We start from the raw sequence: 21,797 nt of genomic DNA on the forward strand, positions 1-21,797 counted from the left end.
TGCCAATTGGCCGCGCTTTTCCCCGCGACAATCTGCCCACATGCCCTTGTCAAGGCTGGACATAATTTGCGATCAAGCATAGAACGCGCCGGATTGACGGGGATTCTGCGTGCTGTGCGCGCGCCGATTCTTTTCGGATTCTGTGCCGATGTCGCATTTGCAACTGCAAGGCGATGGGGCGACAGCACTATGAATAGGGCGTGGTTCCTTGACCTGGATCAAACCGCAAGGGGCAGGAATTTCGCCGGGGGCGGATGCGGTTTCCGCAATATTGCGTGAGAGGATGGTTTAGCCGTGAGCGAACACGACACTTCAAGCGAGGCCTTGGGCGAGCCCACTCGCCGCGACTTCCTTTATCTGGCTACCGGTATGGCAGGCGTCGTCGGCGCTGGTGCCGTCGCCTGGCCGTTCATCGACCAGATGCGTCCGGACGCATCGACGCTCGCGCTCGCCTCGATCGAGGTTGACGTATCGAGCCTTCAGCCCGGTATGTCGCTGACGGCGAAATGGCGCGGCAAGCCGATCTTCATCCGCAACCGTACGGAGAAGGAAGTCGAGGAGGCAAAGGCCGTCAAGCTGGACGAACTTAAGGACCAGGTTGCGCGCAACGCCAACCTTCCGGCCGACGCTTCCGCGAGCGACCTCGATCGTTCCGCCGGCGAAGGCAAGGAAAACTGGATCGTCATGATCGGTTCCTGCACCCATCTCGGTTGCGTGCCGCTTGGCCAGGCCGGTGATTTCGGTGGCTGGTTCTGTCCCTGCCACGGTTCGCACTACGATACGGCCGGCCGCATCCGTAAGGGTCCGGCGCCGGAGAACCTTCACGTGCCGACCTTCTCGTTCGTATCCGACACAGTTATCAAGATCGGTTGAGGGGACTACTGATAATGAGTGCTGAACATTCAACCTACACGCCGACGACTGGCATTGAGAAATGGGTTGATTCCCGTCTGCCGTTGCCGCGTCTCGTTCACGATAGCTTCATCAGCTACCCGGTTCCCCGGAACCTGAACTACGCCTACACCTTCGGTGCCATGCTCTCGGTCATGCTGATCGTCCAGATCCTGACCGGTATCGTGCTGGCCATGCACTACGCCGCTGAAACGACCGTCGCCTTCAACTCGGTCGAGAAGATCATGCGCGACGTCAATCACGGCTGGCTGCTGCGCTACATGCACGCCAACGGCGCATCCTTCTTCTTCATCGCCGTCTACCTGCACATCGCCCGTGGTCTCTACTACGGCTCGTACAAGGCTCCGCGCGAAATCCTCTGGATCCTCGGCGTGGTCATCTACCTGCTGATGATGGCGACCGGCTTCATGGGCTACGTTCTGCCCTGGGGTCAGATGTCCTTCTGGGGCGCGACCGTTATCACCGGCTTCTTCACCGCCTTCCCGCTGGTGGGTGAGTGGATCCAGCAGTTCCTGCTCGGCGGCTTCGCCGTTGATCAGCCGACGCTGAACCGCTTCTTCTCGCTGCACTACCTGCTGCCCTTCATGATCGCCGGCGTCGTCGTCCTGCACATCTGGGCCCTGCACGTAACAGGTCAGACCAACCCGACCGGCGTTGAAGTCAAGTCCAAGACCGACACCGTGCCCTTCACGCCCTATGCGACGCTGAAGGACGCACTCGGCGTTTCCGTCTTCCTGATCATCTATGCCTGGTTCGTCTTCTACCAGCCGAACTTCCTCGGCCACCCGGACAACTACATTCCGGCTGACGCGCTGAAGACGCCCGCTCACATCGTTCCGGAATGGTACTACCTGCCGTTCTACGCGATGCTGCGCGCCATCACCTTCAATGTCGGCCCGATCGACTCCAAGCTCGGTGGCGTTCTGGTGATGTTCGGCTCGATCATCATCCTGTTCTTCCTGCCCTGGCTCGACACGTCCAAGGTCCGCTCGGCCGTCTACCGTCCGTGGTACAAGCTGTTCTTCTGGGTCTTCGTGGCCAACGCCATCCTGCTCGGCTGGCTCGGCTCGCGTCCGGCGGAAGGCCTGTACGTCGTGATGTCGCAGATCGGCACGCTGTACTACTTCGGCTTCTTCCTCGTCATCTTGCCGGTCCTCGGTCTGATCGAGACGCCGAAGCGCATTCCGAACTCTATCACCGAAGCGGTGCTGGAAAAGCAGAATGCCAAGGCGCAGCCGGCTGCCGCGCGCGCCTGATCAGAACAGCGATTGATAAGGAACCCACAACAATGAAAAAGCTTGTTACAGGCATTCTGTCACTCGCTGTCGTCGCTGGTCTCGGTCTCGGTACGGCTGTTGCCGAAGAGGCGAAGGGCGGCGAGGAGCATGGCGGCGGTACGCCCCACTATCCGATCCACAAGCCGGAACAGCAGGACTGGAGCTTTGCCGGTCCCTTCGGTCACTACGACAAGGGTCAGCTTCAGCGCGGCCTGAAGGTCTACGCCGAAGTCTGTTCTGCCTGCCACTCGATGAACCTGGTTTCCTTCCGCACGCTGGAAGGCCTGGGCTATTCGGAAGGCCAGGTAAAGGCCTTTGCGGCGAACTACGAAGTTCAGGACGGCCCGAACGCCGACGGCGAGATGTTCACCCGCAAGGCTGTCGCCTCCGACCACTTCCCGTCGCCTTACGCGAACAAGGAAGCGGCTGCCGCATCGAACAACGGTGCAGCTCCGCCGGACTTCTCGTTGATCGCCAAGGCTCGCGGCATCGAGCGCGGCTTCCCGCAGTTCATCTTCGACATGTTCTGGCCCTACCAGGAAGGCGGCCCGGACTACATCCACGCGCTGCTGACCGGCTACCAGGATCCGCCGCAGGGCATCGAAGTGGCTGAAGACACGCACTACAACCCGTACTTCGCCAACGCTGCCGCGCTGGCGATGGCTCAGCCGATCTCCGCCGACCAGGTCACCTATGACGATGGCACGCCGCAGACGGTCGACCAGTACGCAAAGGACGTTTCGGCGTTCCTGATGTGGGCCGCCGAGCCGCACCTCGAAGAGCGCAAGCGCACCGGCTTCATGGTCATGGTGTTCCTGCTGATCTTCACCGGCCTGGTGTACCTCACCAAGAAGTCGGTCTACGCCAACAAGGAACATTGATCGGCTCCGGCTCAGGCCGGTACGACCAAGACCCAACGAAAAAGGCCCCGGTTCGTCCGGGGCCTTTTTCGTTTGCCACCGTGCATCTCGACACCGTTGACCTTGGGCGAGGAATTTGGCCGGACCTGCAGCAAGTTCGCGATGCTTCACGCATTCCTTTGGCGAAGGGCAGGCGGCTAAAGACCAGTCGCTCGCAGGACAGGCTTGCGATGCAGACAGCCGCTACCGTATTCGGCCGATCATTGGCCACCGCACCGATCTCGGATTAAGGCTGTGCCGGGGCAGCGGAAGACCGGCCTGTCGATCCGCAGCTCCTATGCATCGGAAGGACCTGGTCTCCAGCCCCTTGCCGCAGCCCACCGATCCGCGCGTCGAATGACCTGCCACAAGTGTTCCGACTTGCCCTCGGTATAGGCTGCCCGGTCGTGGCGATGTCGGCATGCCAATGCCCGCTTCAGCTCGACGTATGGGCCGTGTTCCTCGGCATGGGCGCGCATGTAGTCGCGAAACAGCAGCGACCATTGTTCCTGCCAGCTTCCCGCTCGGCGCACGTGGATGTGCGTGCGTTCGTCGGCAGGGCGCTCACGAAAGTAGCGTTTCGTCAGATCGGTATTCTGCGGCCGCCACAGGTAGCCGATCGCCGCCATTTTTTCCGCCAGCACGTCGAGGGACTCCAGATCGGCAACTGAAATCTGAACATCGATGATCGGCTTGGCAGCCAGACCACGGATTGCGGTGGAGCCGATATGGTCGATACGCAAGGCATGATCGCCCAAAACCTGGCGGATCGTCTTCGCCTTGGTGGCAAACCGCTCCGCCCAATCGGAGGACCAATCGCAGATTTCAATCGGCTGTGTCGTGCAAGGCAGTTCCCTATCCATCGGACGAACTTCAGATGCAGAGCGCGATGATGTCAACATCCATTCCTGCGGCTGAGTGTCTGGCCGTCCGGATGCACGTTAAGGACGACCGCATGTTATGGTTGCATCGACCCTTGGCGCCCGCCTAGAAGGCTGCGTTATTGTTTCTTCAAGGGGGTTGAATCTCGATGTCTATTTCTTTCAAGCGCCTGGCGGCGGTCGCCGCGGTAGCCCTTGCCTTTGTTCCCGGTATTGCACAGGCCGAGAGTTACGCGACGCTCACCAAGCAAGGCTACGCCACCGGCAAGCTCTCCAGGGGCAAGTCCGGCGCCTGGGGCTGGGTGGTCGGAAACGGCGAGAAGACGTTCTTTTGCCGGCTGAACGTCGCTTCGGCCTATGTCAACAAGAAGGAGATGGTCAGCTTCACCGCAACCGGCCGCATGCTCAACATCGACCGTGCGACCTACGACGGCGTGCTCGGCGGACCGGACCCGAACAAGCCTTACCTGAAGGATCTGCAGGCGGGCCGGGTCAAGCCCGCCAATGTCGGCGGCTGTTCGCCACTGCGTTGAGCCGGTCCAGTCAGCACGCGTCGCCAGGCGCGGCTAAAGCATGTCGACAGCCCGTTGTTCACGACACCCGCCTACGAACCCAAATCCCGCTCGCGCAGCCATGATTAGCGGGTAGTGGCCCGAACTTGCGAGAAGGGGCGGAGTCCGGTCGTACGCGTGCCGGGAGCGCCTTAAGGAGCGCTCTGCATCACAAGGGATCGCTAGTATCTTAGCGGAAGTGATCCGTCGCTTTTCTTCTCTGATATCCCTGCAAACGAAAACGGCCCCGTCGCAAGACGGGGCCGTTTTGATTGTTTCTATCGGGGCTCGCTTAGCTGAAGCGGCCGGCGGCGTGGGCGAGCATAGTATAGACCTTGCCGGTATCCGACGTCAGGTAGGTCTGGGTGATGCGCTTGTCCGGGTCGTTGCGGGCGACATCGGCGAGCAGCTTTTCGAAATCTGCGATGTAGCGGTCGACAGCGGTGCGGAATTCCGGCTCGCGGTCGTACTTGCGCTTGATCTCGTCGAAGGTCTGCTGGCCCTTCAGCGTGTAGAGGCGACGCGTAAAGACGTCGCGCTCGCCGCGCTGGTAGCGGCGCCACAGATCGACCGACGCATCATGATCGATGGCGCGGGCGATATCGACCGAAAGCGAGTTCAGCGATTCAACCACGTGGCGCGGGTTGCGGCTGTCGCCGGCCCGTGCGGTCGGCTGAGCCTCGGCCGGACGCTGCGGCGCGGGCGAGGGTGCTTCTTCGCGCGACGCCGCACGGAGCAGGTCGCGCATCCAGCCACCACCTTCGGCGACCTCGTTGCTCACAGCCTGCGTCGGCGCCGGCTGGCGAACGGCGGGCTGCTCGATACCGAGGCTGCCGCGCAGCGCCGGCGCCGGTTCCTGACGGCGCGGCTGCTCGATGACGGGCTGCTGCGCTACCGGCTGCTGTGCCACCGGCTGCTGTGCCACTGGCTGGGGCTGCGGCTGTGCGACCGGTTGCGGCTGCGGGGCTGCCTGCTGCTGCACGGGACGGGCGACCGGAGTGGCGGCCGGCTGCTGGCGCAGCGGCTGGGCCACTTCGAGCTGCGTCGAGGACTTGCCGATGATGTCGGACAGTTCCTGCAGCGCCTTGATCTGCTCGCCGACGGCACGGCGCATGACGGCCGCATTTTCCTTGGCTTCTTCCGGCAGGTCGAAGGCACCGCGCTTCAGCTCTTCGCGGGTCATGTCGAGTTCCTTGCGGATCTCGCCAGCCGAGCGACGGATTTCGTCAGTCGCGCCGCTGAAGCGGCCGATCGCCTCGTCGATCGCGACGCGAACGGCGTCACGCAGCTGGTCTGCGACGCCATCGGACTTCTTGCCGCTTTCGGCAAGCATGCGCTCGATGTCGGACACCGAGGCCGCAACGCTGCCGCGCAGACGCGAGGCGACTTCCTTGGAGCGCTCCTCGGCATTGGCAAAGGCACCCTCGATCGAGGCACCGGCATCTTCACCGACCTTGGCGATCGCCTGGCGAAGGGCTTCCGATGCGCCGAGCGCACGGCCTTCGACGGAGGAGAGCGTCTTGTTGACGTCGGCAAACGAGGTCTCGACGCCAGAGCGAAGCGTGTTGGCGATCTGGCGCGAACGCTCTTCGGCACGGCTGAAGACCTGCTCGACCGAGGCGCCGGCTTCGTCACCGGCCTGGGCGAGCGTGTTGCGCATCGATTCAGCAGCTTCTGCCGCGCGCTGTTCGGCGCTCGTCAGCAGGCGACCGACATCGGCGAAGGACTGCTGGATACCGCTGCGCAGGTTGCCGGCAACGTGGCCCGAGCGTTCTTCGGCCCGCTGGAAGGCGCCGTCGACGAAGCCTTCGAGCGCACGCATCGTGCGTTCGATCTCTTCCGAGCGCTGCACGAGGCCGACCGACAGGGTGCGAAGCGCATCCTGGCGTTCCTCGAGCGTGCTGACGAGGTTCGACTGGGCCGCGCCGAGCAGGTCAGAGGCCTGGCCGAGAACGCGCGAGTGGTCTTCGAACCGGCCGACAATGCCGCCGATCTGCGACAGGGTCGAGGCGGAGATATCGGAGAGCTTGTCGACCTTGCCTTCGATGAGGCGGGTGGAGGTCGACAGCATGTCGGAGGCCTGACGGGTCGATTCCGACACGCGGGCGATCGTCGATTCCAGACGCTGGTCCATTTCGCCGAGGTTGCTGCTCGCCTGGTCGATGACCGTGGCGATGGCCGCATTGTTGTTGGCGAGCTGGTCGATCAGGCCAAGGGCGGTCGACTGCAGACGGTTTTCGACCATCTTCATCGCCTTTGCCGTCTCTTCGGCGCGGTAGGAGATCGCGTTCAGCGTCTCGCCCGTGCGCTCGGCGATGGCGTTGACGAGGGCGGCGTTTTCCGCACGCAGGCGGTCGGCGCTTTCCTGGGTCACGGCAGCGATGCGCTCGGCTGCCTCGCGGCCGGTGGCGGCATACTGGTCGATGACCGGGCGTGCCTGCTCGTCGATCAGGCGCGACAGCTCCATCGAGCGGCCGGCGAGCATCGAGTTGAGTTCGCGGGTGCGCTCGTCGAGCGTGGTGCGGATTGCTTCGCCACGGGCTTCCAGCGCCTTCTCCGTATTGCTGAGGCCCTGGTGGATGTTGTCGGCGTGGTTGGCGATCTGGCTGTGCGTTGCGGCCAGCCGTGCGCTTGCGGTGTCGGCCGCGTCGGCGATCGAGCGGGCAAGCTCGGCATGACGTGCAGCGGTCGCTGCCGCCTTCTGCTCGATCGAGTTGGCAAGCTCGGCGTGGCGCGCGGCGGTGGCGGCTGCCGTCTGGTCGATCGTGTTGGCGAAGTCTGCCTGGCGAGCGGCAAGCGCGGAGGCGAAATCGTCGCCTGCCTTCGACAGCAGCCCGGCCGAGCGGACAGCTTCCGCGTCGATTTCCTGAGCTGCACCGCTGATGGCGCCGCGCAGGCTGTTCACAAGGCCGGCGGCCTTGTCTTCCATGCGCAGTGCCTCTGCGTCGAGTTCCTGGGCGACGTCGCCAACGGCGCTGCGAAGCGTGTTGACGAGGCCGGCAGCCTTGTCTTCCATGCGCAGCGTTTCTGCGTCGAGTTCCTGCGCGACATCGCCAACGGCGCTGCGGAGCGTGTTTGCGAGACCGGCTGCCTTGTCTTCCAGGCGCACGGCTTCGGCATCGAAGTCCTCAGCCACGCCGCCGACTGCGCTGCGCAGATTGGCGACGATGTCGGACGTCTTGCCTTCCAGGCGATTGGCTTCAGCGTCGATATCCTGCGTTGCCTCGTGAACGGCGCCGCGCAGGCTGGTGACCAGAACGGCCGCCTTGCCCTCGATCGTGCGGTTGACGTTATCTAGGCCGATGTTGAGGGCACGATCCATGGTGCCGAGGCGTTCGGCGATGCGTTCCGCACCGGACTCGATGGCGCCGGTGATCCGGGTTGCCGCAACTTCGCTCATGCGGTCGATGTCGCCAGCGCGGTCACCAAGGCTGTCGGCGATCCGCTGTCCGGCGCCGTCGACGATCTGGTTGACGCTGCCGACGCTGTCGCGAACCCGGTCTTCCAGCGAGCTGAGGCTGACTTCCAGGCGCAGGCCGGTATCGTCGACCAGAGTGTTGACGTCGTTGACGCTGCCGCGGATGCGGTCCTGAAGGACGCCGAGGCTGTTTTCGATCAGTGCACCGGTCTCGCCGACGATCGCATTGACGCCGCTGACGCTGCCACGGATACGGTCTTCGAGCGCGCTGAGGCCACCTTCGACACGGGCCGCCGCATCATCAACGACGGAGCCGACATTGGTGACGCTGCCGCGAATGCGGTTTTCGAGGGCACCGAGATTGCTCTCGATCCGTGCGCCGGTGTCGTCGACCACGGCGCCGACGTTGCCGACGGTGCCACGAATACGGTCTTCGAGGACGCCAACGCGGGTCTCGAGATGCATGCCGGTTTCATCGACGATCGAGCTGATGTTGCCGGCGCTCTCGCGCATGCGCTCTTCGAGTGCGCCGAGGGTGGTTTCGACGCGCATGCCGGTATCGTCAAGGCGATCGTTGAGGCCGTTGATCGACAGGTCAACGCGGTTGGTGAGGCTGTCGGCCGCCAGGCTGATCTGGTTGGCGGTTTCGGCCAGGCGCTCGGCAATATGGCCCGTGGTCGAGCGCATACGGCTGTCGAGCACTTCGCCGCTGCGGTCGATGGCGCTGGCGAGTGCCGACTGACGCTCTTCGAGCGACATTTCCAGCATGCCGGCGCTGGTGGCGAGCGTCGTGGCGATCGCGGTCGACTGATCGGCAAGCATGCCTTCGAGCTGCTCGCGGCCCTGGCCGACGGCAAGGTTGATGGCGTTGATGCGGTCGTCGAGCGTGACGCGGATCTGTTCGTGCGTGGACGAGAGCGTATCGCGCAGGTGCTCGGCGCGGCCGCTCAGCGTCTCCTCGATTTCCGCTGCCTTGCCGGCAAGCGACGCGGTCGCTTCGGTGGTGCGCGCCGTCAGCGCATCGGCGATGTGCGCGCTGGTCTCGGTCAGCGTATCGGAGATCTTGCTGACACGGCCGCTCAGATCCTCGGCGATGCGGGCACTCGTCTGGGTGAGCGTATCGGAGATCAGGCTGACGCGGCCGCCGAGGTTTTCGGCGATCGTGTTGACGCTCTCGGAGAGCTTCTGCTCGATATCACCGACGCGGTCGGTCATGGTTTCGGCGACGGCGGTTGCCCGGAAGGTCAGGCTGTCGGCCACGTCTTCGGCGTGACGGCTCAGCGTATTGGCCATCTCGTTGGCACGCGACGACATCGTCGAGGTGATGGCGGCGGCGCGCTCGGCGAGTACGCCGTCAAGCGCCGTCGTCTGGTTGGTGAGCGCGTCGGAGATCGCTTCGCCGCGTTCGGAAAGGACGCGCTCCAGCCGGTCAGCCGTGCCGCTGACGGCGGTGTCGATCGAGTCCGCGCCCATGGAGAGGATCGTCGAAAGCGCGAGCGTGCGTTCCGACAGGGTGTTGTCGAGGCGGTGCTGGCTGGCAGCGATGGCGCTGGTGATCTCGTCGGTCGAGCCGTGCAGGGTCTGCTCGATGCGGGCGTGCGCGGCCTGCAGGCCGTCGACGAAGGCAGCGGTACGGCTGTCGAGACCTTCGGTCAGGCGCTGTTCGCTCGTCGTCAGTGCGCTCGAAAGTGCGTCCGCACGCTGGCCGAAGCCGTTTTCGATGCGGTCCTGTGCCTGGGTGAGGGCACCCATGAGGCCGCTGGTCTTTTCGGAGAGCACGCTGTCGATGCGGGTGTGCGCATCGCCGATCATGTTGCCGAGTTCCGTGGTACGGCTCGCAATCGTCTCTTCGATGAAGTCCTGGGTCGCGCCGAGCGTGGTCGCAAGCGTCAGCGACTGGTCGGAAAGCGCCGAGCCGATCTTCTCGATGCTGCTGTCGAGCGCGCCGCCGATCGCTTCCGAACCGCCGGAGACGGTCTCGTTGATGCGGTGCAGGCTTTCCATGAGCTTGGTGTCGAGCAGGCTCGCACGCTTGTCGAAGGCGGAGGCAAACTCGTGGAACCGCTCGTCGAAGGCGGTTGCGAGCTGGCCGACGGTCGTCTGCAGCTTCTCTTCAAAGAAGCCGCCGCGAAGGTCGAGGTCCATGATCGCGTCGTCGGCGCTGGAGCGCAGGCTCTGGCGGAAGCTCGCGCCCTTTTCGTCGAGCGTGGCGTTGAGCGAGGCGAGCACGTGGTCGAGACCACCGGTGATGGCGTGCTGGCCGACGCTCAGGCTTTCGTTGAGGTCGCGGGTGCGGGCGATCAGTGTTTCGTTGAGCTGGCGGGCGCGTTCGTTGAGCGCCGCATTCAGCTTCTCGGTGCTGGCGTCAAGCGAGGAGGCGCGCGTTTCGAACTGGCTGAGCAGGTCTTCGCCGCGCTTCGTCAGCGTGTCGCTGAGCTGGTCAAGCCGGGTGTCAAATTCAGTGCTGAGACCAAGGCCGGCAGCGGTCAGGCCCGAAAGCAGCGCATCGGTGCGGGTCGTCAGCATGCTGCCGATCGACTGCAAGGCGCCGTCCGACTTCTCGCTGAGGGCAGCCGCGCGGGTGTCGATAAGCGAGGCAAAGGCTTCGCCCGAAATTGCAATGCGCGAAGCAATGTCTTCGCTTGCCTGTTCCAGGTCGTCCTTCAGCTTGCCATGCGCACCGGAGATGGCCGAACGGATACGCTCCGAATGGCCGATGATGGCTTCGCGCTCAAGCCCGAGTTCCTGCACCAGCGTGCGCACGCGCAGTTCGTTTTCGCTGTAGCTGCGTTCGAGCGCGTTGACCTCGGAATGAACCAGCGTTTCGAGTTCGGTGGCGCGGGCAATCGTGCGTTCGATGCCTTCGTTCATCGCCGAGACTTCGCGACGGACGGCCTGGCCGACCGTCATGACGCGATCGGCAGCAGCCGTTTCCGGCTCGGCAAGGCGCAGGGCGACTTCCGCCATCGAGCGCGCGGCGTTGCGCAGTTCCTGCGCGCGGGCGATCATGATGGCAAAGGAGAAGAAAAGCATGATCGGCAGCACGATGCCGATCGCGACGCCGACGGCGCCAGGGGTGGCGGCAAGGTCGCTCAGCGAACGGATCTGCCAGATCTGCGGCCCGTAAAGAAGGTTGGCGACACCGAGGCCGGCAACCGCCCAGATGACGGACACCAGCGCAGCAACGCGGATCGCGGCGCGATTGGAGCGCACGTCGAGCGCACGCAGCATCGCAGCCGGCGAACGGCGACCATCGTCGTTGGCGGCGGAAAGGGACGGGGACTTGGGCGCAGGTTCCGGAGCGAGCGTCTTGGCCGCTTCTGCAGCACGTGCCCCGCGGGACTGTTCCGGCTGAGGCCGTGCTTTCTTATTCTGATCGGGCGTCGCCGCCTGATTGGTGGGCTGAGACACATTTTCCTCCGGATCATCCAAGGAAGTCTTGTCATTCGGGCTCGATGCAAGCTCGTCGAAATCAATCTTCAGGGCAGCTTCCAGAGCCTGGAACGCCTTTTCGTCGATCGACTCATTGCTCTTTTTCGTCGCCATAGGGATACGCCTCATTACCTTTTGCCCAGAATGGAAAGCGCCTCTGGCCCGTTAGCGGGCAGGGTCTCTTCCTCATGGGCGGTGACGGCAAGATACGCGCATCGGATCTACGCAATACCCTACTGATCACCCACTGCATTGCCTCGACGGATAGTCGCATTTGTGGCCGAATGGGACCACGCGTCGAGCTTATCCACCGGAACGGTTGCCATTTTCGTACGCGGGTCCGTTCCTAAGCGTATCGTAGTGACACATTAGCTGGGTTCTTACAATTAAGAGCGCTTGGGGTTGATTAAAATCCTAATGAAATCTTAATGCGATGCAGGTCTAAAAGCCGGAAAAGATAAGGAAATCAGAGAGTTTAACGGACGTTAACCATTTTCCCAAAATACTGCCTATATTGCGCCCGGATTTGAGCCAATAGGTGCCGGAGCCCGCCGAAGATGGAAGTCTGAACAGTGCGGGCGGCGGCACCGCTCCCGATGAAGCGATGCCGGAAACAGGCCAACATCAAACAAACAATAGGAAAATTGGCTCATGGCGGCCCTCAGGATTGCCTTTGAAGCCCCGGATAGTCCGGGAAACTCTTCTGCGTCAGGCAAAAAGCCGATCGACTTTGCTCACCTCGCCGTCCAGACGATGGGTGACAAGGCGCTCGAAATCGAAGTGCTGCAACTCTTTGCGCGCCAGGCGCGCCAGGTCTTGAAGGAAATCGCCGAAGGCGAGGGCACGCCCCGTGCCCAGGCAGCCCACCGGCTAAAGGGCGCAGCCCTTGCGGTTGGTGCCGTCGACGTTGCAAGCGTTGCCGGCGCGATCGAACACAATCCGGCCGAAGCCTCGCTCTGCGACCAGCTCGCATCGGCCGTGCTCGAAGCCGAGCTCTTCATTCTGAAGCTCTGCCGCTAGCGGCTCCCGAGCAGACAGGGGGCCTAACCGACCCCTGTCTGCCGCACGATGCCCGCGCCTCGCATAGAGGGCGCCGTGCCGGCAGCCATTGCTACCGGCGCGATCCGCGGCGACGCACAGAATGACGGCCGTTGTTGACTGGCCGGCCGATTTGTTGGAAGAACTTTCCCTGAATTTGCGCCCGCGGGGGTTCTTTTCTCAACAGGCCTTGCGCCCGGCCAATCCACCAGTACATTCCGGAAAGAGACATGACAAAACTTACGATCGTTGCCTTTGATGGCGCGCGCCACGAACTTGATGTCGAGAACGGCTCGACGGTCATGGAAAACGCCGTTCGCAATTCGGTTCCCGGCATCGAAGCGGAATGCGGCGGAGCCTGCGCCTGTGCGACCTGTCATGTCTACGTCGACGATGCCTGGGCTCAGACCGTCGGCGCTCCGGAAGCCATGGAAGAAGACATGCTGGACTTTGCCTACGACGTCCGCCCGACGTCGCGGCTTTCCTGTCAGATCAAGATGAGCGATGCGCTCGACGGTCTCGTCGTGCACGTGCCGGAGCGCCAGGCCTAACGCCTGCGTCCCACGCCCCTTCTTTCAGACCTCCGCACAAAAAAAGCGCCTCGCCGGTCGTTGGACAAGCGAGGCGAGGAGGGCGCATCGCATACAGATGAGGGAGGGAACATCTGCTGCACCAAGACACGCCAGGAGAACCCGTTCCGGCTCCGCTGTTCGATTTCTTTTTTTCTTTTCAAGTGAACAACGTTGCGCAATTCAAAGTAAAGGCAACATCTAAGCTTTTCGCGCCGCAATCGCGTCGCGCATAACCTATTCAATTTGTGGGGCTAGTCTTTGTCCCGGCCCCTCTCTCATTGGTTTGAATATAGATGAGTCGCCGGCCGGCAGCCATCGTTATATTTCACCAATAAAATACTGTGGGTATTGCCGCCGAAATGGCCCGAGCCGTGACTATAGTCAGGCTCTTCTTCTGGGTTCCGGCTTTGCTATCTACTGTTGCGCTTTCTTCAGCGTCTCCAGCCTGTATTGCAGAAGACGGATCATGCGCTTGTCGAAGTTGGCGGCTTCGGTGCGGTCGAAGCGAGCCTGATCCTTGTCATGCGCCTCTATCGCGGTTGCGCTGACGCGGGCAACGCTTTCCTGCATCTCTTCGCACGTGTCCTGCGGCTTCAGCGCCAGGAACATCTTCTCCATCCGCCGCGCGTGATTGCGGGCGATTTCCGCGTGGCGCTCCTCGTGGCGTTTGATGTCGCTCGACAGCGTGTCCCACACGAGGGCGAGGTCACGTCCGGCCTGGCGGCGATACTTCCATTTGGGCAGAATGATGCGCGTGTTGAGCGTGACGCGGGCCGAGCCGACGGCGCAGCGTCCGTTGCGGCTGACATAGGTGATCGAGCCGCCGAACTTGATGCGGGTCGCGCCCGGATGCCGTGCGCCGGTCGATTTCATCATCGGGCCGCTGGCCGAGAGTGCCTTGTCCAGTTCTTCCGCAGTCCGGCCGCCGATCGAAAAATAGGAGAAGCTCTTGTTCACCACGGTTTCGCCCGAGGCCGTGCCAAGCGGGGCGGCAACCAGGAGAGCAAGAAGGGCGACTTTGAACGGGACGCGTACTCGGGACATCAATGCGTGGTTCTCTTCGGTTGAACTTCAATCAAGCTTGGGGCATAGCCAGCGCTGGCGCAACAGCAAAACGATGGCTCCCGGCCGTATGCGGATGGTGAGGGAAAATGACTTACAATCCATTTCAGAAATTTAGCTGGAAGCTGGCGCATGGACGCAGCCTCGAACTGGGGCCGCGTGGCGTTTTGATGGCGATCGTCAATGTTACCCCGGATTCTTTTTCCGATGGCGGCCGTTTTATCGATGCCGTTGCCGCGGTGGCGCAAGGGATGCGCTGCCTGGAGGAGGGCGCCTTGATCCTCGATATCGGCGGTGAATCCACACGCCCCGATGCGGCGCCCGTCAGCGCCGAGGAAGAACAGGCGCGGATCCTGCCTGTCATCGCAGCGCTTGCCCGTGATACCGATGCGCTGATTTCCGTCGACACTTACAGAGCCTCGACCGCCCAGCTTGCGGTCGACGCCGGCGCGCATATCGTCAACGATGTGCACGGCCTTCAGCGCGAACCCGACATTGCCGCTGTCGCCGCCAAGAGCGGCGCTGGCATCTGCGTCATGCATACGGGCCGGGGCCGTGAAAAACTCGCAGACGTGATCGCCGATCAGTTTCATTTTCTCGACCGGTCGCTCGAGATCGCGGCTGCTGCCGGCGTGGAGCGGGATCGCATCATTCTCGATCCGGGCTTCGGCTTCGCCAAGGACACGGATGAGAACCTGGAATTGATGGCGCGCTTCGCAGAGTTGCACCGTTTCGAGCTGCCATTCCTGGTCGGAACGTCGCGCAAGCGCTTCGTCGGCGCGGTCAGCGGCCGAGAGGCGGCCGATCGCGACATGGCGACGGCCGCGACAACGGCTCTTTTGCGCGTTGCCGGCGCCTCAATTTTCCGCGTACACGATGTCGCAAACAGCAAGGATGCACTGGCGATGGCGGATGCTATGCTGCACGCCAGAGCGAGGTGAGATTATCTCGTCCGCATTCCGCCTGAACCTGTGACTACCAATCACGCGCATGACTGCTGAGCGGCTCGACCGCGCAATCATGGCGATCCAAGAAAGCCGATGGGACTGAGAAGCATGAGCGCGACCTATATCATCACCCTCAAGAACTGCGCCTTCTTCGCGCGCCACGGCGTCTTCGACGAGGAGGAGCTTCTCGGTCAGCGCTTCTTCGTCGATGCCGAGCTCGAAGTCGAACAGGGAACGGCGCTGGTCGACGACTCGATCGAAGACACCGTGCATTACGGCATCGCCTTCCAGGAGATCGAGCGCATCGTCACCGGCCGCCGCCGCTATCTGATCGAGGCGCTGGCGCTGGAAGTGGCCAAGACGCTCTGCGTGCGCTTCCCGCAGATCAAGCGCGCCAAGGTGTCGATCCGCAAGCCGAATGCGCCGGTTCCGGGTGTGCTCGATTATGTCGAAGTGACGGTCGAGCATGTCGTCTGAGGTGAGTTGGCGGGCAGCGACACTCGGGCTTGGCGGCAATCTCGGCGATCCCCGCAAGGCGATGGCCGAAGCGCTTCGCCTGCTCGATGCCCGCGACGACTGCGTGGTCAAGGCCGTCTCGCGCCTTTATCGCACGCCGCCCTGGGGCAAGACGGACCAGGCCTGGTTCTACAATGCCTGCGCCAAGGTCGACACGACGCTCGAGCCCGAAGCCCTGCTCGACGCCTGCCTTGATATCGAACGGTCGATGAAGAGGGTTCGCGACGAGCGCTGGGGGCCGCGCACGCTCGACATCGATGTGCTGACCTTCGAGGGCGTGGCGCAAGCGGGCGGGCGGCTGGAGTTGCCACATCCGAGGATGACCGAGCGCGGTTTCGTACTGATGCCGCTTGCCGATTTCGCCGCCGACATGGCTGTTGGCGGCCGTCCGGTCGGCGACTGGCTGCAGCAGGCTGACGTCGCAGGCATCGAGGTTGCGGATGGTGACATGAGCTGGTGGCGCGCAGGCGCCTGAACAGGACCGCAACATAATCCACAAACGACAAAGCCCCGGTCGATGCCGGGGCTTCGTCGTTTATTCGGGTGTTGAACGTTACTTGATCGAGCCGACAGCGATCGCGTCGATCTGGCGGTTGAGGCTGACGCCGATGACCGGCACCATCGTTTCTTCGACCTTGACCGAAATGGTGATGTTCATCGTCTGGTCGTCCTGCAGACGGGCGATCATGGCGCCATTCAGCTTCTTGCGATTGATGCCGACGACGACCTTGTCCTTGGCGACGTTGCCGGAAATGATATCCAGGCCCTTGCCCTCGGCGCCGTCGAGAAACTTGCCGGTATAGGTGTTGCCCTTCTGTGTGATCAGCGCCGACATCGGCTGCTTGAACACGCCGACGCGGCAGAAGCCGTCGAGCTTGATGCCGGTGTCATCGCCCGCAACCGGTTCGCCCGAGAGATCGCAGGTGAACTTGGTGCCCTTGTACTTGCCCGCGACGATCTCGCCCGGGCCCTTCCACTGGCCCGCGACCTTCTCGAAAAAGACCTTGTCCTTGGCGCCGGAAAAAGCCGGTGTCGCAAGGCCGACGGTGGCTGCAAGCGCGAAGGCGGCAGCGCCGCGAGCGATCAAAGAAGGGCGCGAGAACATAAACGATCCTTGATGGGTCAACGTCCGAAACTGAAAGCCACATTTGCGCGCAAATGGTTAACGGACAGTTTCTGCGCGGTGCGCGGCGCGGCTTCTTTGTGGCCGAAAAGCGGATTGACCACAGCATTTTTGGCTTAGGAAATACAGTGGGTTGGCGGATTTCGGCGAGCATTGTGCGGGGACATGAAACTTGCCCCAATCGCGCTACGTATAACCATGGGAAACGGGAGATTTCCCATGGTTACAGCAGGACATGATTCCGAATCGACCGCGTCAGACGCACAGCAGAGCCTGGTGATATCGCGGCACCGGCTGACAACCCGGCTTACCCATTGGGGATGGGCCGGCGCGCTGTTCTTTCTGTTTCTCAGCGGCCTGCAGATCTTCAACGCGCACCCGGCACTCTATGTCGGGCAGCAGTCGGGTTTTGCCTTCGACATCAGCATCCTGTCGATTGGGCCTGTGCGTGAACGAAGCGGCGAGGTTCGCGGCCTGACGACAGTCTTGGGGCTGAGCGTTGACACCACTGGTGTCCTGGGCGTCAGCGGGCCGGAACAGGAGCGGGCCTATCGGGCTTTTCCGGCCTGGTTGACCTTGCCGTCCTACCAGGACCTCGCCACCGGCCGCGTCGTGCACTTCTTCTTCGCCTGGATGTTTGCCGTCGTCTATTCCATCTGGCTGGTCGCAAGCGCGATCAACGGTCACCTGCGGCGGGACATTCTTCCCGCTTTGGCCGACATCCGCGCCTTGCCCGCGACCTTCATCGCGCATCTGCAGTTTCGCTTCGAACATCACGGGCGTTACAACAGCTTGCAGAAACTCTCCTACGGCATTGTTCTCCTGGTCTTTTTTCCTCTCATGATCGCGACAGGGCTGACGATGTCGCCGGGCATGGACGCCGGCTGGCCCTGGCTGGTTCAACTCTTTGGCGGCAGGCAGTCGGCCCGCACGATCCATTTCGTCATGATGCTTCTGCTCGTCGGCTTCTTCACTGTGCACATCGCCATGGTTTTTGCCGCCGGTCCGATCAACGAGATGCGGTCGATGATTACTGGGCGTTATCGCATCAGGCGTTCGATGGACCGGGGAGGAAGAACATGAGCACGTTCCTCCTCAGTCGCCGGCGCTTCCTGGCGGCGGCGGGGGCTACGGTCTCGTCGTTGCCGCTTGCCGGGTGCGACGCGCTCGACGGCTTCGTTGGCGGCGGCAGTCGCGTGCGCGACTTTCTCGCATCCGCCAACAGCCTTACTTACCGAGCACAGCGGCTGCTGGTGCCGGCTGAGCGGCTGGCGCCGGAATTTGCCGAGAGCGAGATCCGGCAGGGGCAACGACCGAACGGCTCCACCGACCCGGGTGATGCGACCTATCTCGCGCTGAAGCAGGACGGCTTTGCCGGATACCGGCTTCGCGTTTCCGGCCTGGTCGAGCGACCGCTTCACCTGACGCTTGCAGAGTTGCGCAACATGCCGTCGCGCACCCAGATCACCCGACACGACTGTGTCGAGGGCTGGAGCTGCATCGCCAAGTGGAGCGGCGTTGCCGTTACTCGCGTCCTCGATGAAGCCCGGGTGAAGCCCGAGGCGCGTTACGTGGTCTTTCATTGCTTCGACAGCATGCCGCTCGGCCTTGGCGGCTCCGTCGCCTATTACGAATCGATCGATATGCTCGATGCGCGACACCCGCAAACGATCCTCGCTTATGCCCTGAACGGTGCGGCTTTGCCGGTTGCCAACGGCGCTCCACTGCGCGTCCGGGTCGAACGCCAGCTGGGTTACAAGATGGCGAAGTACATCAAGGCGATCGAAGTCGTTGCCGATCTCGCGCCCTTCGGTCGAGGGCGCGGCGGCTATTGGGAGGATCTCGGCTACGACTGGTATGCGGGGATCTAGTTTCGCGACCGCGCTATTTCTCGCCGCTTTCGCCAATCACGCGTCCGGCGCCGGGGCTGAGGTCGGCGAGAAAATCACCGATCCCGGGACGCTTCAGCGCGCGAAACGGCATCGGGCGGCAAAGGTCCATCGCGGCGATGCCGATGCGTGCGGTCATCAGGCCATTGATGACGCCTTCGCCCAGGCGCGCCGAGAGCTTCGAAGCCAGCCCGTGGCCGAGCACCTGCTGGATCAGGCTGTCGCCGGCGGCAATCGAGCCGGTGACGGCCAGATGAGCGATGACGTCACGCATCAGCCGCAGCAGACCGAGCGTGCCGGGGCGACCGCCGTAAAGTTCGGCCATGGCGCGGATCAGACGGGCGGATTCGTAGAGGACGTAGCCGAGGTCGACGAGCGCCCGCGGGCTGACCGCCGTGACGATCGACACGCGCTTGGAAGCCGCGAGAATGAGGCGCCGCGCCTCGCGGTCGAGTGGGCTGAGCAGCTCGCGCTCGGTGAGTTCGATCACGTGCGGACCGTCGATGATCTCGCCTTCGCTTTCCTTCAGCCGTGTGCGCCCGCGCGCCGTCCGCGGATTGCTGGCCAGCAGATGGACGAGCTTTGCCTGCGCCGCGCGCGCGGGTTTCGCACTGGCCGAAGCGGCCGCCGCTTCCGTTTCCGCTTTCAGCTTCTGGATCGCCGTGAGCTGCATTAGCCCCGAAAATTCGCGGCCAACGACGATCAGCAGCGCCAGCAGTCCGATCGCGACGACGGCAAGTGCGGCGTAACCGAGCCAATCGGCACGCGCGAAGAGATCGCGAAGCAGGCGGTCGACCCAGAGGCCGGCAGCCAGTGACAGGATGATGCCGAGTGCGCCGGTCGCGATCTTGCCAACTGACAGGCGGCGCTTGCGAGGACTTGCTTCGGGCAAGGCGAGGGCCTCCACCGCAAGCGTGGTCTCACGGAAAGGGTCTTCCGCATCGGGTGTCAGCACCACATTGTCGTCGAAACTTGCGGGCGCGCGCCGCGCGCGCAGCTGCGGACGGGCCTCGGCGGGCTTGTCTTCGCCAACTGAAAAGGCGCCGGGACGGCGGCTGCGACCGTTGCTGTCGTCACTCATGCGAGCCGGTCTCCGAACAGGAATTGCATGGCCCGGTCGAGGCGGATATGCGGCACCGACAGTTTCAAGCCGCCGCCGGTTTCCTCAAGATGTGGCGGGCGGAAGCGAACAAAGCTGAGTTCCGGCAGCGGATGAGCGCTTTCGAGATAGGTCCTCGCGCCGGACCGGGTCCCCATCGTCTTGAAAAGAACTTCAGGATCTTCCGGCAAGTCACCGGGAAATATCGCTGTTTTCCTTTCTCCATCGAAGATTTCGCCGTTGATCTTCTCGCCGGCAATCGGGGTGCCGACGATGACCGGCAGCGCATGGCCGTCGTGGTTGACGGTCGCTTCGCGGGTGGCCCGGACCGATGCGAGCGCCATGACCTCGAGGCCGGCGCCGCTCAATCCGATGCTTTCGGCGGCGCGATCGACGAGGCGCGCGGCGATGCGCTCCAGCCGGTCGTGGCTTTCGTGATGCAGGTGATCCGCCTTGGTTGCTGCGATCAGCACCTTGTCGATCCGTCGCGTCAGCAAGGACGAAAGCCAGCTGTTGGTCCCCGGACGGAAGCAGGCAAGCACGTCGGCCAACGCCTGCTCGAGATCGAGCAGCGCCTCCGGGCCGTTGTTGATCGCCTGCAGGGCATCGACGAGCACGATCTGCCGGTCCAGGCGCGCGAAATGCTCGCGAAAGAACGGGCTGACGACATGTTTCTTATAGGCTTCGTAGCGCCGCTCCATCATCGCCCAGAGCGAACCCTTTGGTGCACGGCCCTCGGGTAGGTCCGGAAGCGGCGAGAAGGTGAGCGCCGGCGAACCTTCGAGGTCGCCCGGCATCAGGAAACGTCCAGGCGGCAGAGTTGAGGGCGAGCGTTCGTCCGCCTTGCAGGCCCTGAGATAGCCGGTGAAGCTCTCGGCGAGCCGGCGGGCGCTGCTTTCGTCGGCGGTCGCCGTCGAGCCAGCCGACGACGCAAGCGTCAGCCATTCGGCCGACAACTTCGCACGGCCAGGTGCACGGGCGCGCGCCACCGAATTGTTGCTGAACTCGCGGAAGTCCTGCGCGAGCAGGGGCAGGTCGAGCAGCCATTCGCCGGGATAGTCGACGATGTCGAGCGACAGCCGGCCCGGCGAGAACAGCCGGTTCCAGCCGCTGGCGCTCTCATATTCAAGGGTGATGCGCAGCTGCGAGATGGCGCGCGTAGAGTCTGGCCAGATGCGATCGCGCACCAGGGCTGCGATATGATCCTCATACTGGAAACGCGGCACGGCATCGTCGGGCTGCGGCTCGAGCCTGACCTTCGAGACCCGGCCCGAACGCACCGCCTCGAACACCGGCAGGCGCCCGCCGTTCAGCAGATTGTGCACCAGGGACGAGATGAAGACGGTCTTTCCCGAACGGGACAGGCCGGTGACGCCGAGCCGGATCGAGGGATTGACGAGGCCGGAGGCGCGGTCGGTGAGGTTGTCGAGCGCGATCAGCGCGTCGTCTTTGAAGCTGGTCAGGTTAGGCGCCAAGTCTTGGTCTTTCTTGCGGCGTGTTTCCCGGGGTCGTTCGCATCGTCAGGCCCGCCGAACGACGATCGGCTGCGGGCTGCCTCCGCGATATAGGCACTAATTGCGGCGCCGCAACGCGCACGTGTCATTTCTTCTTACGGTGCGCCTTCATGGCGTCGGCAACAGCAGCGATACCAGGCGGGCGGAGGTAGCGTCAGACGGCAGATCCAGAATGGCCAGGCCAGCCGGCGGATATCCATCGGGAAGCGCCTCGCGGGCGGCCTCGTCGCCCACCAGGCTGCAGAGCAATTGTTCGATCATCGGATTGTGGCCGACGAGCATCAGCGCGTTTACATGCCGGTGCGCATCGATGAGGTCGAGATAGACGCTCGTCGGACCGGAGTAGAGCGCATCGATGTAGCGGATATCCAGCTCTTCGCTGACCGTGCGGAAGAACGGCTCGGCCGTTTCGCGGCAGCGCACCGCCGTCGAACAGAGGATGCGGTCGGGGCGGATGCCCTGGTCTGCGGCCGTCTGGGCAAGCCGCTCCGCATCGATGTAGCCGACCTCGTCCAGCGACCGATCGAAATCGCGTTGGCCCGGCAGTGCCCAGCCGGAACGGGCGTGCCGCAGGAGGTAGAGGCGGAGAGCCTTGGGGGCGCTGTCTTGCATCGATCGGTTCCGGCGTTGCCTGCCGGTTGCAGCGACAGGGTAGAATTTTGCCGGC

18 protein-coding genes are annotated in these 21,797 nt (G+C 63.3%); 11 read left to right on the forward strand and 7 right to left on the reverse strand.

The genetic code is table 11. The features are described 5' to 3' along the window. Window positions 1-294 precede the first annotated feature (294 nt). The 3 genes from petA to IB272_RS09475 are packed head-to-tail and all read left to right on the forward strand — an operon-like array spanning window position 295 to window position 3,070. Window positions 295-873: a ubiquinol-cytochrome c reductase iron-sulfur subunit gene (gene petA / locus IB272_RS09465; RefSeq protein WP_034794992.1), complete on the forward strand. Its 579-nt coding sequence runs from the start codon at window positions 295-297 to the stop codon at window positions 871-873. 14 nt (window positions 874-887) lie between these two features. Further along, window positions 888-2,168 carry a cytochrome b N-terminal domain-containing protein gene (locus IB272_RS09470; RefSeq protein WP_034794990.1) on the forward strand — a complete coding sequence of 427 codons (1,281 nt, stop codon included), beginning with the start codon at window positions 888-890 and terminating at the stop codon, window positions 2,166-2,168. Between the two features lie 32 nt (window positions 2,169-2,200). Further along, window positions 2,201-3,070, forward strand: coding sequence for a cytochrome c1 (locus IB272_RS09475; RefSeq protein ID WP_192444354.1), 870 nt, complete (start codon window positions 2,201-2,203; stop codon window positions 3,068-3,070). A 314-nt stretch (window positions 3,071-3,384) separates the two neighbouring features. Here IB272_RS09475 and IB272_RS09480 read toward each other — a convergent pair whose 3' ends face one another. After that, complete coding sequence (locus IB272_RS09480; RefSeq protein WP_192444355.1) at window positions 3,385-3,951, reverse strand: GrpB family protein; 567 nt, start codon at window positions 3,949-3,951, stop codon at window positions 3,385-3,387. A gap of 167 nt (window positions 3,952-4,118) precedes the next feature. On the opposite strand from IB272_RS09480, the gene IB272_RS09485 reads away from it, so the two are divergent. Beyond that, entirely contained in the window at window positions 4,119-4,502 is a 384-nt protein-coding gene (locus IB272_RS09485; RefSeq protein WP_192444356.1) for a hypothetical protein, read from the forward strand. A gap of 310 nt (window positions 4,503-4,812) precedes the next feature. On the opposite strand, the gene IB272_RS09490 is transcribed toward IB272_RS09485, so the two are convergent. Then, entirely contained in the window at window positions 4,813-11,484 is a 6,672-nt protein-coding gene (locus IB272_RS09490) for a kinesin (RefSeq protein WP_192444357.1), read from the reverse strand. 537 nt (window positions 11,485-12,021) lie between these two features. On the opposite strand from IB272_RS09490, the gene IB272_RS09495 reads away from it, so the two are divergent. Together IB272_RS09495 and IB272_RS09500 are read left to right on the forward strand one after the other, a co-directional pair. Next, window positions 12,022-12,390 carry an Hpt domain-containing protein gene (locus IB272_RS09495; protein WP_034794621.1) on the forward strand — a complete coding sequence of 123 codons (369 nt, stop codon included), beginning with the start codon at window positions 12,022-12,024 and terminating at the stop codon, window positions 12,388-12,390. A 248-nt stretch (window positions 12,391-12,638) separates the two neighbouring features. Beyond that, a complete protein-coding gene (locus IB272_RS09500) occupies window positions 12,639-12,959 on the forward strand; it encodes a 2Fe-2S iron-sulfur cluster-binding protein (protein WP_034794619.1) in 321 nt (106 codons plus the stop codon). Window positions 12,960-13,394: 435 nt separating this feature from the next. On the opposite strand, the gene IB272_RS09505 is transcribed toward IB272_RS09500, so the two are convergent. After that, window positions 13,395-14,024, reverse strand: coding sequence for a DUF922 domain-containing protein (locus IB272_RS09505; protein ID WP_034794616.1), 630 nt, complete (start codon window positions 14,022-14,024; stop codon window positions 13,395-13,397). A 107-nt stretch (window positions 14,025-14,131) separates the two neighbouring features. Between IB272_RS09505 and folP the strand changes: the two genes are divergently transcribed. The 3 genes from folP (at window position 14,132) to folK (ending at window position 15,980) form a co-directional block, all read left to right on the forward strand. Beyond that, a complete protein-coding gene (gene folP, locus IB272_RS09510; RefSeq protein ID WP_060520719.1) occupies window positions 14,132-14,983 on the forward strand; it encodes a dihydropteroate synthase in 852 nt (283 codons plus the stop codon). Between the two features lie 114 nt (window positions 14,984-15,097). After that, window positions 15,098-15,466: a dihydroneopterin aldolase gene (folB, locus tag IB272_RS09515; protein WP_034794609.1), complete on the forward strand. Its 369-nt coding sequence runs from the start codon at window positions 15,098-15,100 to the stop codon at window positions 15,464-15,466. Then, a complete protein-coding gene (gene folK / locus IB272_RS09520) occupies window positions 15,456-15,980 on the forward strand; it encodes a 2-amino-4-hydroxy-6-hydroxymethyldihydropteridine diphosphokinase (RefSeq protein WP_112976759.1) in 525 nt (174 codons plus the stop codon). Before folB ends, folK begins: the two co-directional genes overlap by 11 nt. 78 nt (window positions 15,981-16,058) lie before the next feature. On the opposite strand, the gene IB272_RS09525 is transcribed toward folK, so the two are convergent. Next, complete coding sequence (locus IB272_RS09525) at window positions 16,059-16,610, reverse strand: hypothetical protein (protein ID WP_034794604.1); 552 nt, start codon at window positions 16,608-16,610, stop codon at window positions 16,059-16,061. A gap of 237 nt (window positions 16,611-16,847) precedes the next feature. Between IB272_RS09525 and IB272_RS09530 the strand changes: the two genes are divergently transcribed. Beyond that, window positions 16,848-17,711 (forward strand): cytochrome b/b6 domain-containing protein, encoded by an 864-nt coding sequence (locus IB272_RS09530; RefSeq protein WP_113505057.1) that lies wholly within the window; start codon window positions 16,848-16,850, stop codon window positions 17,709-17,711. After that, entirely contained in the window at window positions 17,708-18,499 is a 792-nt protein-coding gene (locus IB272_RS09535) for a molybdopterin-binding protein (RefSeq protein WP_192444358.1), read from the forward strand. Before IB272_RS09530 ends, IB272_RS09535 begins: the two co-directional genes overlap by 4 nt. A 13-nt stretch (window positions 18,500-18,512) precedes the next feature. On the opposite strand, the gene IB272_RS09540 is transcribed toward IB272_RS09535, so the two are convergent. The 3 genes from IB272_RS09540 to IB272_RS09550 form a co-directional block, all read right to left on the reverse strand. Next, window positions 18,513-19,598, reverse strand: coding sequence for a TIGR01620 family protein (locus IB272_RS09540; protein WP_034794598.1), 1,086 nt, complete (start codon window positions 19,596-19,598; stop codon window positions 18,513-18,515). After that, window positions 19,595-21,091, reverse strand: a complete 1,497-nt coding sequence (locus tag IB272_RS09545; protein WP_113554784.1) for a YcjX family protein — start codon at window positions 21,089-21,091, stop codon at window positions 19,595-19,597. The genes IB272_RS09540 and IB272_RS09545 overlap by 4 nt, the downstream gene beginning before the upstream one ends. Window positions 21,092-21,238: 147 nt before the next feature. After that, window positions 21,239-21,742 carry a histidine phosphatase family protein gene (locus IB272_RS09550; RefSeq protein WP_060585061.1) on the reverse strand — a complete coding sequence of 168 codons (504 nt, stop codon included), beginning with the start codon at window positions 21,740-21,742 and terminating at the stop codon, window positions 21,239-21,241. Window positions 21,743-21,797 lie beyond the last annotated feature (55 nt).

The sequence above is a fragment of the Ensifer sp. ENS08 genome, assembly GCF_014852195.1.
Lineage (GTDB): Bacteria > Pseudomonadota > Alphaproteobacteria > Rhizobiales > Rhizobiaceae > Ensifer > Ensifer adhaerens.